Origin of the sequence: Streptomyces sp. SPB074 (assembly GCF_000154905.1) — a bacterium.
Lineage (GTDB): Bacteria > Actinomycetota > Actinomycetes > Streptomycetales > Streptomycetaceae > Streptomyces.
Genome location: NZ_GG770539.1, coordinates 23,659 through 38,094, shown reverse-complemented (window position 1 = coordinate 38,094; position 14,436 = coordinate 23,659). Strand labels below are relative to the sequence as shown.

12 protein-coding genes and 1 pseudogene are annotated in these 14,436 nt (G+C 73.5%); 9 read left to right on the top strand and 4 right to left on the bottom strand.

The window, feature by feature from the left end; translation table 11 throughout:
- Nucleotides 1-6: 6 nt before the first annotated feature.
- From SSBG_RS00170 to SSBG_RS00160, 3 genes are read left to right on the top strand one after another with little or no spacing between them, the layout of a single operon-like run.
- Nucleotides 7-1,011, top strand: coding sequence for a carbohydrate ABC transporter permease (locus SSBG_RS00170; RefSeq protein ID WP_008744223.1), 1,005 nt, complete (start codon nt 7-9; stop codon nt 1,009-1,011).
- Nucleotides 1,004-1,936 (top strand): ABC transporter permease subunit, encoded by a 933-nt coding sequence (locus tag SSBG_RS00165; protein ID WP_037868561.1) that lies wholly within the window; start codon nt 1,004-1,006, stop codon nt 1,934-1,936. Before SSBG_RS00170 ends, SSBG_RS00165 begins: the two co-directional genes overlap by 8 nt.
- Nucleotides 1,933-3,321, top strand: a complete 1,389-nt coding sequence (locus SSBG_RS00160) for a GH1 family beta-glucosidase (RefSeq protein ID WP_050776672.1) — start codon at nt 1,933-1,935, stop codon at nt 3,319-3,321. The genes SSBG_RS00165 and SSBG_RS00160 overlap by 4 nt, the downstream gene beginning before the upstream one ends.
- 107 nt (nt 3,322-3,428) lie before the next feature.
- On the opposite strand, the gene SSBG_RS00155 is transcribed toward SSBG_RS00160, so the two are convergent.
- From SSBG_RS00155 to SSBG_RS00145, 3 genes are all read right to left on the bottom strand, one after another.
- The gene (locus SSBG_RS00155) at nt 3,429-3,704 is read right to left on the bottom strand and encodes a hypothetical protein (RefSeq protein WP_008744220.1); all 276 of its coding nucleotides are present in this window, start codon (nt 3,702-3,704) and stop codon (nt 3,429-3,431) included.
- A gap of 34 nt (nt 3,705-3,738) precedes the next feature.
- Nucleotides 3,739-4,695, bottom strand: coding sequence for a rod shape-determining protein (locus SSBG_RS00150; RefSeq protein WP_234010286.1), 957 nt, complete (start codon nt 4,693-4,695; stop codon nt 3,739-3,741).
- A gap of 211 nt (nt 4,696-4,906) precedes the next feature.
- Nucleotides 4,907-6,214, bottom strand: coding sequence for an MFS transporter (locus SSBG_RS00145; protein ID WP_008744218.1), 1,308 nt, complete (start codon nt 6,212-6,214; stop codon nt 4,907-4,909).
- Between the two features lie 239 nt (nt 6,215-6,453).
- Between SSBG_RS00145 and SSBG_RS00140 the strand changes: the two genes are divergently transcribed.
- From SSBG_RS00140 to SSBG_RS00115, 6 genes and pseudogenes are all read left to right on the top strand, one after another.
- Nucleotides 6,454-6,861 (top strand): hypothetical protein, encoded by a 408-nt coding sequence (locus SSBG_RS00140; protein ID WP_050776671.1) that lies wholly within the window; start codon nt 6,454-6,456, stop codon nt 6,859-6,861.
- A gap of 104 nt (nt 6,862-6,965) precedes the next feature.
- Entirely contained in the window at nt 6,966-7,823 is an 858-nt protein-coding gene (locus tag SSBG_RS00135) for an oxygenase MpaB family protein (RefSeq protein ID WP_008744216.1), read from the top strand.
- A gap of 138 nt (nt 7,824-7,961) precedes the next feature.
- A pseudogene (locus SSBG_RS00130) lies at nt 7,962-8,741 on the top strand (alpha/beta fold hydrolase); the annotation flags it as partial.
- A gap of 144 nt (nt 8,742-8,885) precedes the next feature.
- Nucleotides 8,886-9,827, top strand: coding sequence for a universal stress protein (locus tag SSBG_RS00125; RefSeq protein WP_037870890.1), 942 nt, complete (start codon nt 8,886-8,888; stop codon nt 9,825-9,827).
- Nucleotides 9,828-9,986: 159 nt separating this feature from the next.
- The gene (locus SSBG_RS00120) at nt 9,987-10,487 is read left to right on the top strand and encodes a hypothetical protein (protein ID WP_008744214.1); all 501 of its coding nucleotides are present in this window, start codon (nt 9,987-9,989) and stop codon (nt 10,485-10,487) included.
- 182 nt (nt 10,488-10,669) lie between these two features.
- Entirely contained in the window at nt 10,670-13,042 is a 2,373-nt protein-coding gene (locus SSBG_RS00115) for a glycoside hydrolase family 95 protein (protein WP_008744213.1), read from the top strand.
- Nucleotides 13,043-13,106: 64 nt separating this feature from the next.
- On the opposite strand, the gene SSBG_RS00110 is transcribed toward SSBG_RS00115, so the two are convergent.
- Nucleotides 13,107-14,436: N-acetylmuramoyl-L-alanine amidase (locus SSBG_RS00110; protein ID WP_037868559.1), on the bottom strand; the 1,330-nt coding region annotated here is incomplete at its 5' end.

Here is a 14,436-nt window from a genome sequence, read left to right as displayed (position 1 = left end):
TGAACCATGACCGACACCCTGCCTGAAGCGCAGGCGACGCCGGGCCCCGTCGCGGGGCCCGGCCCGGTCGGGAAGAAGAAGCGGCGCAAGCCGATCCTCCCCGACCGCGTCCGCCGCCTGGGACTCCCGTACCTGCTGCTCCTGCCCGCCCTGCTCTTCGAACTCCTGATCCATATGATCCCGATGGTGGTCGGGATCTTCATGGCCTTCAAGGAGCTCACCCAGTTCTACATCCGCAACTGGGGCCAGGCCCCCTGGGCCGGACTCGACAACTTCAAGCTCGCCGTCGACTTCGACCAGCCCGTCGGCGAGGCCCTGCTCCACTCCTTCTGGGTGACCTGCGCGTTCTGCGTGCTCGCCGTCGCCCTGTGCTGGCTGATCGGCGTCGCCGCCGCGATCTTCCTCCAGGACAACTTCAAGGGACGCGGCTTCCTGCGGGCGCTCTTCCTGACCCCGTACGCGCTGCCCATCTACGCCGCAGTCATCACCTGGAACTTCATGCTCCAGCACGACAACGGCATGGTGAACCACGTCCTGCACGACCAGCTCCACCTCACCGACGAGCGCTCCTTCTGGCTCATCGGCAGCAACAGCTTCATCTCCCTGGTCGTCGTCGCGGTCTGGAAGACCTGGCCCTTCGCCTTCCTCATCGTCATGGCCGCGCTCCAGAACATCCCCAAGGACCTCTACGAGGCCGCCGCCCTCGACGGCGCCGGCGTCTGGCAGCAGATCCGCAAGATCACCCTGCCCTCGCTGCGCCCCGTCAACCAGGTCCTCGTCCTCGTCCTGTTCCTGTGGACGTTCAACGACTTCAACACGCCGTTCCTCCTGTTCGGGGACTCGGCGCCGAAGAACGCGGACCTCATCTCCATCCACATCTACCAGTCCTCCTTCGTGACCTGGAACTTCGGCACCGGCTCGGCCATGTCCGTCCTGCTGCTCCTGTTCCTGCTCGTGGTCACGGGGCTGTACCTGTTCTTCACATCGAGGAAGAAGGGCTCCGATGTCTAGCGCCGCACCCGTCGCCAAGACCGACGGCCCCGCCGGGACCCCCGCGCCCCCGCGCACGCAGACGCTGCACACCGGGCGCTCCCCGATGGCGCCGCCGCGCTCCTTCCAGGCCGTCCGCGTCGTCTTCCTGGCGATCCTGACCGTCTTCGTCGCGCTGCCGATCTTCGTCATGGTCACCAGTTCGCTCAAGCCGCTCAAGGACGTCACCGGGCAGTTCCGCTGGATACCGAGCGGCCTGACCATCCGGCCGTACATCGACATCTGGAAGACGGTGCCGCTCGCGCACTACTTCAGCAACTCGCTCATCGTGGCCGGGTCCGCCACGATCTGCTCGGTGATCATCGCGATCTTCGCCGCCTACGCGGTCAGCCGCTACAACTTCCGCGGCAAGCGCGTCTTCACCGTCTCGGTGCTCTCCACCCAGATGTTCCCCGGCATCCTCTTCCTGCTGCCGCTGTTCATCCTCTTCGTCAACGTCGGCAACGCCACCGGCATCCCGCTCTTCGGCTCGCGGCTCGGCCTGATCATCACGTATCTGACCTTCTCGCTGCCCTTCGCGATCTGGATGCTCATCGGCTACTTCGACTCGGTGCCCAAGGAACTCGACGAAGCCGCCATGGTCGACGGCTGCGGCCCGCTCGGCGCGCTCTTCCGCGTCGTAGTGCCCGCGGCGATCCCTGGCATCGTCGCCGTCGCCGTGTACGCCTTCATGACGGCCTGGGGCGAGGTCCTCTTCGCCTCCGTGCTCACCAACGACGAGACCCGCACCCTCGCCATCGGCCTCCAGAACTACGCGACGCTCAACGACGTCTACTGGAACCAGGTCATGGCCGCCTCCCTCGTCGTCAGCGTCCCCGTCGTGGCCGGCTTCCTGCTGCTCCAGAAGTACCTGGTCACCGGACTCACCGCGGGAGCCGTCAAATGACCCGCGAGGAAAGGACCCCCGTGACCGATGGACTCGACTACGCCGCTCTGCCCGAGGGCTTCACCTGGGGCGTGGCCACCGCCGCGTACCAGGTCGAGGGCGCGGTCGGGGAGGACGGCAGGGGGCCCTCGATCTGGGACACCTTCTCGCACACCCCCGGCAAGGTCGCGGGCGGCGACACCGGCGACGTGGCCTGCGACCACTACCACCGCTGGCGCGAGGACATCGGCCTCATCAAGGAACTGAACGCGGGCGCCTACCGCTTCTCCGTCGCCTGGCCCCGCGTCGTCCCCGGCGGCGACGGCCCCGTCAACGCCAAGGGCCTCGACTTCTACGACAAGCTGGTCGACGGCCTCCTCGCCGAGGGCATCGAACCCTTCGTCACCCTCTACCACTGGGACCTCCCGCAGGCCCTCCAGGACCGGGGCGGCTGGCCGAACCGCGAGACCGCCGAGCACTTCGCCCGCTACGCCGAGGTCGTCGCCGGCCGCCTCGGCGACCGCGTCAAGCGCTGGGCCACCCTCAACGAACCGCTCTGCTCCGCCTGGATCGGGCACCTCGAAGGGACCATGGCCCCGGGGTTCACCGACATCGGCGCCGCCGTCCGCACCTCGTACCACCTCCTGCTCGGCCACGGACTCGCCACCCAGGCGATCCGCGCCGCCGCGCCCGCCTCCGAGGTCGGCATCGTCTTCAACCTCAACCCCGTGGACCCGGCCACCGGCTCCGAGGGCGACGCCGCCGCCGCCCGCCGCATGGACGGCCACACCAACCGCTGGTGGCTCGACCCCGTGCACGGCCGCGGCTTCCCCGAGGACATGCTCGACGTCTACGGCGTCCCCCTCCCCGAGCAGCCGGGCGACCTGGACACCATCGCCCAGCCGCTGGACTGGCTGGGCCTGAACTACTACTTCCCCGCCGTGGTCACCGACGACCCCGGCGGCCCCCAGCCCCACGCCCGCGCCGTGCGCCGCCTGCACGTCCCACGCACCGGCATGGACTGGGAGATCGACGCCAACGGCATCGAGCGAATGCTGCTGCGCCTCACCGAGGAGTACGGGGCGCGGAAGATCTATGTCACCGAGAACGGCTCCGCCTGGCCCGACGTCGTCGGCTCCGACGGCTCCGTGGACGACCCCGAGCGCATCCGCTACCTGGAGGACCACCTCGCGGCCTGCGCCCGCGCCGCCCGCAAGGGCGCCCCGCTCGCCGGCTACTTCGCCTGGTCCCTCATGGACAACTTCGAGTGGGCCTACGGCTACGACAAGCGCTTCGGCCTCGTCCACGTCGACTACAAGACGCAAGGACGCACCGTGAAGTCCTCGGGCCGTCGCTACGCCGAACTCGTCGCGGGCCACCGCGCCCGCACCCGGCACGCCGCCTGAGCACACCGCCGCGCGCCGCACGCGTACGCCGCCGCACCCGGGAACGGATGCGGCGGCGTCCCGCGTTCCCACGCCGTCGTGGGCCGCAGCGCCGGGGCACCCTCCGCTCAGCGCGGCGGGTACTGGTCCCGGTAGTACGGCTCCGGCGGATACGCGTCACTGCCCGCGGCCGACCACGCCGCCGAGTCCCGCGCCCGCTCCGCCGCCAGTGCCACCCGCCGCCTCCCGCGCGCGAGCACCAGCCCCAGCACGAGCCCCGCGCAGCCACCCGCGATGAGGATGTTCCCCAGCACCGGCAGGTCCACCCACGCGAACCGCCACGTCACCGCGTACCGCAGCACGGCCCCCACGATCATCAGCGCCAGCCCCGCCGCAGCCGTCATACGCCCTCACCTCTTCCGTTCCCTCGGCCGGACCTCACGCGAGTTCGAGCACCGGCCCCTTCTCGGCGAGCAGCCACGCCCCCTCCACCGCCGTGTCCGCCCCCGACTCCACGAGGTGCACCGGCACCCCCAGCTCCTGGCGCAGGTGCGCGTCGAGCCCGTACAGCCGCGCCCCGCCCCCGTGCAGCAGCACCCCCCGCTCGAAGACGTCGTCCACCAGCTCGGGCGGCGAGGCGTCGAGCACCGCGGCGACGAGCCCCGCCACGTCCTCGTACACCGGACGCAGCACCGCCCGGATCTCCGCCACCGTCAGTTCCCCCACCCGCGGCAGCCCCTCGTCCCTGTCCTGCCCCCGCACCGGCAGCCGCGCGCCCGTCTCCAGCGCCGCCGCGAGCTTCGCCTCCTCGGCGACCCGCGCCCCGATGGTCAGCGCGTGCTCCTCGCGCGCGTGCCGCATCAGCCACGTGTCCACACTGCCCGCGCCCCGCTTGACCGTCCGCGTCACGAGCGCCGTGCCGAGCGCGATCATCGACGCCGAGGTCCGGTGCTCCCCGACGTCCACGAGCAGCGCCCCCGCCGGGCTCCCGCTCACCCCCGCCCCCATCGCCGCCGCGACCGAGTGCGGCACCGAACGCACCTGGTTGATGCCCGCGTCCTTGCACACCTGCCGCAGCACGTGCCGCTCCAGCGACGTCGCGTGGTCCGGGACGCACACCACCGCCCGCGCCCCGCGCAGCCGCCGCGACTTCCCCGAGGCCGCCCGCAACGCCGAGCCGAGCAGCCGCGCGGCCAGCGGCAGATCCGCCACGGCCCCCGCCGCGACCGGCCGCACGAGCCGCAGGCGGGGCGGCAGGCGTCCCGCCATCGCGAGCGCCTCGTCCCCCCACGCCCGCAGCGAGCCCTCCGCGTCCACGATCGCGACGTGCGGAGCCGACCACGCCTGCCGCCCGTCGCGCAGCCGCAGCCGCGCACTGCCCAGGTCGATCGCCACCTGCCTGCTCCGCGTACCCATGGTGCCCACTCCCGTGTCCGAGCCGGAACGCCCGCGTGCCGAGCCGGGCCCTCGCTGCGACGCTCGCGCGCCCCGCGACACCCGGCAAGTCCGCGGACGCCGATCGGGTCGGGCCCGGCGGCGGGCGGTAGGAGAGGGCGCCGCGCGGGTAGCCGCGCGCGAGAGGCCCGGCCCCGGCGCCCCCGCGCGCTCAGCGCTCCAGCGGTCGGTGCGCCGTCTCCGGGAGCCGCAGGTAGACGGCCGAGGAGACCAGGCACAGCACCACGACGTACCAGGGGAAGAGCCCGGCCCGGCCCCACTCCTTGAAGAGCGTCCCCACGTACGGTGCCGTCCCCCCGAAGAGCGCCACCGTCAGCGAGTACGGGAAACCGATGCCCGCCGCCCGCACCCGCGCCGGGAACACCTCCGCGTTCACCGCCGCCGAGACCGACGTGAACCCCGTCAGGAGCACCATCCCCGCGCAGCTCACGAGGAGCAACGACACGAAGGAGCCGGTGAGCAGCCGCAGCAGCGGCACGCACAGCAGCGCGAAACCGAGCCCGAAGAACAGCAGGAGCGGACGGCGCCCGAAGCGGTCCGAGAGCAGCCCGGCCACCGGCTGGAGCAGCGCGAAGAACGCGAGCGCGAGCGTCGAGGCGAGCAGCGCGTCGCCCTTCGCCGCGCCGGCGTTCAGTTCCGCGTACGTCGGCAGGTACGAGGTCCACGTGTAGTACGCGAGCGTGCCGCCCGCCGTGATCCCGCCGATCAGGAGCGAGGCGCGCGGATGGCGGCGCAGCGCCTCGAAGAGCGGCGGGCGCCCGGCCGCGTCCGCCTCGCCGCGCGTCTCCTCGGCACCGCGCCTGATCCAGAACCCGGCCAGGCTCAGCACCGCCCCGAGCACGAACGGCAGCCGCCACCCCCAGCTCTCCATCCGCCCCTCGCTCAGCACCCGCACGAGCAGCGCGGCGACCCCGGAGGCGACGAGCTGCCCGGCCGTCGTGGACACGTACTGGAAACTGGAGAAGAGACCGCGCCTGCCGGGGCCCGCCGATTCCACCAGGAACGTCGTCGAAGCGGCGAACTCCCCACCCACCGACAGACCTTGCAGCAGCCGCGCCAGCACGAGCACGACCGGCCCGAACAACCCGGCCGCCGCGTACGTCGGAGTCATCGCCACGAGCAGACTCGATCCGCCCATGAGCAGGATCGTCACCGTCAGCGCGGCCCGCCGCCCGCGCCGGTCGGCGACCGCGCCCATGAGCAGCCCGCCCACCGGGCGCATGAAGAACCCCACGGCGAACACCGCGAACGTGGAGAGCAACGCCACCAGCGAGCTGTCCGCGCCCCGGGGGAAGACCTGGTCGGCGAGGTACGTGGCGAGGAAGGTGTACGCGTACCAGTCGTACCACTCCACGGCGTTGCCGACGGAGGCCGCGGCGAGCTGCCGCACCGGGCGGCGCGGGGCGCGCGGGAACGGGGAGCCGGGCGCGGCGGGGGAGCGGGGGGACGTGTGTGTCATGCGCACGACCCTTTCCCGGCCGATGCCCCGTCACACCTCCCGCGCCGCCCGCGCGGCACGCTCCCGCCGCGGCCCCTGTGCCGCGCGGCGCCCCCGCCGCGACTCCTCTCCCGCTCCGCGTCCCCGTGCGGCGTCCGCCTCGGGGCGCCGGGCCCGCGTTTGCGCGGGCTCTGCGCGGCAACCCGCCCCCTGAGGCACGCGCCCGCCCCGGGGCCGGGGCCGCCCGAGAGGAGACCGCCATGGCACAGGCGTTCACCGCGCCCCGCGGCCCGCGAGGACCCGAGGACCTGTGGGACCGCGACCGCCTCGTGCGCTATCTGGAGGATCGTTTCGCCTGCGCCGCCTCCTGCCGCGCCGCGGCGACCCTGACCGCCCGCCACTGCGGCACACCCGGCGCCGAACCCGCCGTCCTGCGCGCCCTGCGCTGCGTCGAGGTCTGCGACAGCACCGCGCGGCTCCTGGGCGCCGAACCCCTCCAGGACCCCGAGGACGACGAACTCCGCTTCCGCCTCGACTGGTGCCGCACCACGTGCCTGGACTGCGCGGCCCACTGCGCCGGTCTCCCCGGCGCGGAGGAGGCCGTCGCCGCCTGCCGCGCCTGCGCCGCCTCCTGCGCCCGCTTCCTCGCCACCCTCGCCGCGCACTGACCCGCGGCCCCCCGCCCCGCCGCTCCGCGAGCCCCCACCGGCCCCCGCCGCCCGTCCGGGAGACAATCGCCCCAGGCACGCACCACTCTCCCGGAGGTCCCGCCGTGACCGAGCAGCCGCCCCGCCCCGATCCCGGCCTCTACGGGCCCGGCTCCGTGACCTGGCAGCTCCACGCCGACCCCGCCATGTGGATCGCCGGCGTCCGCGCCCTGTGGCTCCAGGCACTCCACCCCCGCACCCTGCGCGGCGTGATGGCGAACTCCGACTTCCGCCAGGACGCCTGGGGCCGCCTGATCCGCACCGCCCGCTACGTCGCCGCCACCACGTACGCCGACACCCCGACCGCCGAACGCGCCGCCGCCCACGTGCGCGGCATCCACCGCAGGCTCGGCGCCACCGACCCCGTGAGCGGCGAACACTACGGCGTGGACGAGCCCGCGCTCCTGCTGTGGGTCCACTGCGCCGAGGTCTCCTCCTACCTTCACACCCTGCGCCGCTCCGGCTTCCCCCTCGACGCCCGGGCCGCCGACCGCTACGTCGCCGAACAGCGCACCGGCGCACGCCTCGTCGGCCTCGACCCGGCCCAGGTCCCCGCCACCGTCGGGGAGCTCGACAGCTACTTCCGCAGCGTCAAGGACGAACTCGCCGTCGGCGCCGACGCCCGCGTCGTGGACGACTTCCTGCGCCGCCCGCCCGTCCCCTTCCCGCTCCTGCCGGCCCGCGCCCTGCTCTGGCGACGCGTCGCGGACCTCGCCTACGGCTCCCTGCCCCCCTGGGCCCACCGGCTCTACGGGCGCGAGGCCCCGCCCCCGGCCGTCGTCACCCGCCGCCTGCGCTCCACCGCGCGCCTGCTGCGCGCCGTCCCCGGCGAACTGCGCTGGCAGATGCCCCCCAAGTACATCCACAGCGCAGTCGCCCGCCTCGGCCCCGAGGCCCGCCCGGGCCGCCGTGTCACCGCCTGACGCACGCGGGTGCTCCCCGCGAGGCCGGGCACGCCTTGGGCCGCGCACCTCGCCCACCGGGCACCCGTTCCGCCGCGCCGCCTTCCGCCGTCCGCGAAGCCCGTGCCGCCCGGCGTGCCCGTCCGGCAGGCTGCTCCCATGGACCCGCACCCCGTCCCGCCGCCCCCGCTCCGCACCGTCCGCGCGAACGGCGTCACCCTCGCCTACCGCGAGATGGGCCCCGCCGACGCGCCTCCGCTCCTCCTCCTGCCCGCCCGCGGCGAGTCCTCCGCCGACTGGGCACCGGTCCTCGGCCCCCTCGCCGCCCACCGGCGGGTCCTCGCGCTCGACCCGCGCGGCCACGGCGCGAGCGAATACCCCGGCACGTACTCCCTCCCGCTCCTGCGCGACGACGTCCGCGCCTTCCTCGCCGCGCTCTCCCTGCCCCCTGTGGACCTCGTCGCCCACTCGCTGGGCGGCGTCATCGCCTGCCTCCTCGCCCAGGAGCACCCCGGGCTGATCCGCCGCCTCGTCCTGGAGGACGTCCCCGCGCCCCTGCCCCTCACCCCGCCGCGACCCGTCCCCGAACGGCCCCCGGGCCCGCTCGGCTTCGACTGGCGGATGGTCCTCGCCACCGAACACCCCCGCAACCGCCCCGACCCCGCCTGGTGGGAGCGCATGGACCGCGCGGACGTCCCCGCCCTCGTGCTCGCGGGCGGCCCCACGAGCGTCGTCGACCAGTCCACCGTCGCCGCGCTCGCCGCGCGGCTGCCGCGCGCCCGCCTGGCCACCGTCCCCGCCGGGCACCACGTCCACGCCACGCGCCCCGCCGCCTTCCTCGCCCACGTCCTGCCGTTCCTCACGTCGGACGACCCCGACGGGACGGCGGACGGGGCGGGCGCGAGAACCGGCGGGCTGAGCGCCGCGCGAAGGGGGGCGCGGATGCGGGGGCGGGAGGGCTGGCGGATGATGCCAGCGGTGGGGTCTTTCGGCCCTGGCACATCCCGCTCCACCGGGGAAGGCTGGAGCTGTAGGGGCTCAAGTGGCGCCCGGCGACAAGCGGGCGCAGGGAACGAGGACATCATGAGTGAGCTGCCGGTGGTAGCGGCCGTGGACGGCTCGGAGGACAGCCTCCGCGCCCTGGACTGGGCGATCGAGGCGGCCCGGCTGCGCGAGAGCGTGCTGCGGATCGTGCACGTGCGCCAGTACGCGGCCTGGACGCAGCCCGAGGTGCTCGCCGCCGGGCCCGAGCAGGTCGGCGACCCGGTGCTCGACCGGCTGCGCGCGGACCTGGAGGGGCGCGGCCAGCAGCTCCCCGTCCTGGAGTTCGTCACGATCGAGGGCGCGCCCGACGCGGTGCTGCCCGAGATGGGCGGCGACGCCCAGCTCCTCGTGCTCGGCTCGCGCGGGCGCGGCGGCTTCGCCAGCCTCCTGCTCGGCTCCAACGGGATGGCCGCCGCCCGCGACGCCGCCTGCCCGGTCGTCGTCGTGCCCCGGCCGGGGCGTGCCGTGCCCGAGGACGTCACGACCGAGGTGTCGGCGGGGCCGCGCGTCGTCGTGGGCCTGCCCGTGGACCTCAAGGACGACTCCACGCTCACCTTCGCCTTCACGGAGGCCGCACGCCGCGGCGCCGCCGTCCACATCGTCGTCGCCTACCCCTGGCCCACGCTCGCCTGGACCGCGGTGGGGGACTACACGCCCACCGTCGAGGACCAGGAGGCGGCCGAGGCCGAGTGCCTGAGCCTCGCCAAGGACCACCTCGATCCGCACCGCGCGGCCCACCCCGGTGTCGAGGCCCTGATCTCCGTCGCCGCCGGGGACGCCGCCGGGCACCTCGTCGCCGCGTCCAGCGGCGCGGAGCTGGTCGTCGTCGGCCGCCACCGCCGGCGCCTCCTCCAGCCGGCCCGCATCCTCGGCTCCGTCACCCAGGCGGTCCTGCTGCACGCCGCCGCCCCCGTCGCCGTCGTCCCGCTCACCGCCCAGGACGAGGCGGAGGCCGAGGCGGAAGCGGGCACGGCTGCCTGAGAGGCCGCCGTCCCGCCCCGTCCCGCGCCTCCCTCGGACCACCCCGCGCGCCTGCGTCCCCACCATCCCTTTTGCGCCACCGCCGTACCCCCTCTCCGGGCCCCCGGTTACGCAGGGGTGCCCGCTCGTGACCGAAGCCGGACACGTACCATGGGCCGCATGTCGTTCCTCCGCCGCCGTACTCCCGCCACGCCCGCGGGTCCCGACTTCGATGTCCTGGCCATGGACCCGGGGGACTGGCCCGGGAACCTCGTCGCGGGGCTGCTGCCCGCCCAGGACGGCACGTGTCAGGGGGTCTTCCTCCAGTACGACCTGTTCGGCGGCCGCGGACCCGCCATGATCATCGGCAATCTCCCGGCCGGCTCGCCCGCCCGTGAACTCGCCGACAAGCAGGTCCCTTTCGAGGTCGCGCAACTCCTCCTGGCCTTGGAGAACGACGAGGACGTCGAGGTCGTGGACGTCGAGGACATGCCGGTCATGCAGGGCGACAACCTCCTCATCGTGCGCCGCCTCAAGCTCTCCGAGGGCCGTATCTCCTGCGTGCAGTTCGACCGCAGCGACAACGTGCTCGTCACCATCGCCGCCTGGGACCGCCCCATCACCGACGACCTCTACGCGCTCCTCAAGCCGCTGCCCGCCGCGATGTTCCAGCAGGGCTGACCGAGCCCCGCGACCCCCTGCCGCTCTCCCGGGCGGGCCTTCCCGCACTGTCCGGAATGCGCTGCCCACCGGCCGGAGGAACCTCCTCCTCTTGAGGGGGTTTCGTCACGCGCGTACGGGGGTTCCGTGTCGTTTGTCATCGCTCTTGTCGAACACGGGGGCCCCGTCTAGCGTCCCGAGGCATGTCGCATGGCCCCACACGAAGAACGACAGTGCAGTCCGTCCTCGGCGTCGCGGGCGCCCTCGCGGCGGGGGCCACCCCCCTCGCCGCCGCCTCCGCGAGCGCCGCCCCCACCACCGGGACCGGCGCCCGCGCCGCCGATCCCGCCCGGCCCGTCCTGCGCTACACGGCCCCCGCCACCGACTGGGAGACCCAGTCCCTCCCCGTCGGCAACGGCGCCCTCGGCGCGAGCGTCTTCGGCACCCTGCCCACCGAGCACGTCCAGTTCGCCGAGAAGACGCTGTGGACCGGCGGCCCCGGCACTCCCGGCTACCGCTACGGTAACTGGGAGAACCCCCGCCCCGACGCCCTCTCCTCCGTCCGCGCCGACATCGAGGCACGCACGAAGATCACCCCCGAGGACGCCGCCGCCCGCCTCGGCCAGCCCCGCATCGGCTACGGCGGCCACCAGACCTTCGGCGACCTCCTCATCGACGTCGCCGGCGCCCCCGCCTCCGCGAACGGCTACAGCCGCACCCTCGACCTCGCCCAAGGACTCGCGGGCGTCACCTACCCCCACGACGGCACCACCTTCCGCCGCACCGTCTTCGCCTCCTACCCCGACAAGGTCCTCGTCGGGCACTTCACCGCCGACCGCGGCGGCAGCGTCGAACTGAGCCTGCGCTACACCTCACCGCGCCAGGACTTCACCGCCACCGCGAGCGGCGACCGCCTCACCTTGCGCGGCGCCCTCCAGGACAACGGAATGCGCTTCGAGGCGCAGATCCGCCTGCTGAGCGAGGGCGGCACCGTCTCCGCGAACGGCGACCGCCTCACCGTCAGCGGCGCCGACAGCGCCTGGTTCGTCCTCTCGGCCGGCACCGACTACGCCGACACCTACCCCGGCTACCGGGGCGCCGACCCCCACGACCGCGTCACCGGCGCCGTGAACCAGGCCGCCGCCCGCCCCTACCGCGAACTCCTCGACCGCCACACGAGCGACCACGGCGGGCTCTTCTCCCGCGTCGTCCTCGACCTCGGCCAGCAATCCGCGCCCGACCAGAGCACGGACGCCCTGCTCAAGGCGTACACCGGCGGGAACAGCGCCGCCGACCGCGCCCTGGAAGCGCTCTTCTTCCAGTACGGCCGCTACCTGCTCATCGCCTCCTCGCGCGCCGGCTCGCTGCCCGCCAACCTCCAGGGCGCCTGGAACAACAGCACCACGCCCCCCTGGTCGGCCGACTACCACGTCAACATCAACCTCCAGATGAACTACTGGCCCGCCGAGGCCACCAACCTCGCCGAGACCACCGCCCCCTACGACCGCTTCGTGGAGGCGCTGCGCGTACCGGGCCGCACCACCGCCCAGTCCATGTTCGGCGCCCGGGGCTGGGTCGTCCACGACGAGACGACCCCGTTCGGCTTCACCGGCGTCCACGACTGGCCGACCAGCTTCTGGTTCCCCGAGGCCGCCGCCTGGCTCACCTCGCAGCTCTACGAGCACTACCGCTTCGACGGCTCCACCGACTACCTTCGCGCCACCGCCTACCCGGCCATGAAGGAGGCCGCCGAGTTCTGGATCGACGTCCTGCGCACCGACCCCCGCGACAACACCCTTGTCGTGACGCCGAGTTTCTCCCCCGAACACGGCGACTTCACCGCGGGCGCCGCGATGAGCCAGCAGATCGTCCACGAGCTGTTCACCAACACCCTCGAAGCCGCGCAGACCCTCGGCGACGACCCCGCCTTCCGCGGCAGGCTCAAGGAGACACTCGACCGCATCGACCCCGGACTGCGCGTCGGCTCCTGGGGACAGCTCATGGAGTGGAAGACCGACCTCGACGGCCGCACCGACGACCACCGCCACGTCTCCCACCTCTACGCCTTGCACCCGGGCCGCGCCATCGAGCCCGGCAGCGCGCTGGCCGAGGCCGCGAAGGTCTCCCTCACCGCGCGCGGCGACGGCGGCACCGGCTGGTCCAAGGCATGGAAGATCAACTTCTGGGCGCGGCTGCGCGACGGGAACCACGCCCACACCATGCTCGCCGAACAGCTCAGGAACTCCACGCTCGCCAACCTCTGGGACACCCACCCCCCGTTCCAGATCGACGGCAACTTCGGCGCCACGAGCGGCATCACCGAGATGCTGCTCCAGAGCCAGCACGACGTCATCGACGTCCTGCCCGCCCTCCCCGCCGCCTGGAGCGACGGCACGGTGCGCGGACTGCGCGCCAGAGGCGGCGCGACACTCGACGTCACCTGGGCCGGCGGCAAGGCGACCCGGATCGCCCTCACCGCCTCGCGCACCCGCGAACTCACGGTCCGCAACAGCCTCGTCCCCGGCGGCACGACGACCTTCAAGGCGGTCGCGGGGGAGACCTACACCTGGCAGTGACAGCCCCCGGCACACGAACGGGGCCGGCCCCCGCGAAAGGACCGGCCCCGCTCACCGGGGAACCTCAGCGCACCCGCGACACCGTCACGTCGGCGGCGTTCACGTACGCCACCCGGTGCCCGAACTGGATCTCGTAGTACTCGTTCGTACCGCGCACCACCGTGTGGTCCGTCGTGTCGAACGTCGGCGAGTGGAAGTACTCGCCGCGCACCTTCCCCCCGGCCACGTTCCGCTGCCCCGCGAGGAGCTTGTACGAGAACGGGGACAGCGCCTGCGGCGTGATGCCCGCCGGGTATGCCGAGGCCTCCGGGTAGGCGCGCCCGTACACCGGCACGTCCGCGCGGCCCTTCTTCGGTGTCACCACGAGCCCGTGGGAGGGCAGCGCGACCGGCTTGAGCAGCGAGTTCCTGAGCCACCCCTTCTGCCCGTTGTACCAGAGCGCCACCCACGCGCCGTGCCGCGCGGCGACCACGTACTGCTGGCCGCTCGACACGCGCGCCCCGACGTCGTTGACCCCCGTCGTGGAGTCCTCGCCCTTCGGGTGCAGGCCGACGTCCTTGAGGAGCGGGGCGTCGTCGGAGGGCGACTGCCGCAGCCACAGCTCGCTCGACCCGTGGGCCGGGCACGCCGCCGCCGGATCGTCCGCCGAACAGCCCGTGTACACCGCCTTGTTGGACGCGTACCTGGGCGCGATCGTTACGATGTCCGACCACGGCAGCGCCGTGGCGCGCACCGGCTTGCCGAGCAGCGCGAAGTAGTGCGACCAGTCCCAGTACGGGCCGGGGTCGGTGTGCATCGCGGGGATCCCGGACGTCGTCGTCGCGGGCACGTTGTCGTGGCCGAGGATGTGCTGCCGGTCGAGCGGGACGCCGTACTTCTTCGCGAGGTACTTCACGAGCCGGGCCGAGGACCGGTACATCGACTCCGAGAACCAGGCGTCGGGCGCGGTGAGGAAGCCCTCGTGCTCGATACCGATCGACTTCGCGTTCACGTACCAGTTGCCCGCGTGCCAGCCGACGTCCTTCGTCGGGAAGTGCTGCGCGATGAGCCCGTCCGTGGAACGGATCGTGTAGTGCCACGCCAGGTACGTCGGGTCCTGGACGAGGTCGAGCGTCTTGTCCCAGGTCTCCTCGGTGTCGTGGATGACGATCGAGTCGACGGACTGGTCGTGGGGCCGGTCGGCGAGGTCGTGGTTGCCGTAGTCGCCGTCCCCGTACTCCTCGTAGGGCGCGGGCACCCACTCGCAGGCCACCGTCGGCGGGCACTCCGTGGGCCCGGCCGCCGCCTTTTTCAGGCCCATGGCGCGAAGCTGCTCCGGCCGTGCCGTCGCCCGCGCGTCAGCGAGGAGCGCCACCGACTGCCCCGCGTCCGTCGTGCGGCGCTCGCCGTCGCGG

What these genes read in the sequence shown, in the direction of transcription:
- SSBG_RS00170 (WP_008744223.1), top strand. Translation starts at nt 7, where the DNA reads ATGACCGACACCCTGCCTGAAGCGCAGGCGACGCCGGGCCCCGTCGCG.
- SSBG_RS00165 (WP_037868561.1), top strand. Translation starts at nt 1,004, where the DNA reads ATGTCTAGCGCCGCACCCGTCGCCAAGACCGACGGCCCCGCCGGGACC.
- SSBG_RS00160 (WP_050776672.1), top strand. Translation starts at nt 1,933, where the DNA reads ATGACCCGCGAGGAAAGGACCCCCGTGACCGATGGACTCGACTACGCC.
- SSBG_RS00155 (WP_008744220.1), bottom strand. Translation starts at nt 3,704, where the DNA reads ATGACGGCTGCGGCGGGGCTGGCGCTGATGATCGTGGGGGCCGTGCTG.
- SSBG_RS00145 (WP_008744218.1), bottom strand. Translation starts at nt 6,214, where the DNA reads ATGACACACACGTCCCCCCGCTCCCCCGCCGCGCCCGGCTCCCCGTTC.
- SSBG_RS00140 (WP_050776671.1), top strand. Translation starts at nt 6,454, where the DNA reads ATGGCACAGGCGTTCACCGCGCCCCGCGGCCCGCGAGGACCCGAGGAC.
- SSBG_RS00125 (WP_037870890.1), top strand. Translation starts at nt 8,886, where the DNA reads ATGAGTGAGCTGCCGGTGGTAGCGGCCGTGGACGGCTCGGAGGACAGC.
- SSBG_RS00120 (WP_008744214.1), top strand. Translation starts at nt 9,987, where the DNA reads ATGTCGTTCCTCCGCCGCCGTACTCCCGCCACGCCCGCGGGTCCCGAC.
- SSBG_RS00115 (WP_008744213.1), top strand. Translation starts at nt 10,670, where the DNA reads ATGTCGCATGGCCCCACACGAAGAACGACAGTGCAGTCCGTCCTCGGC.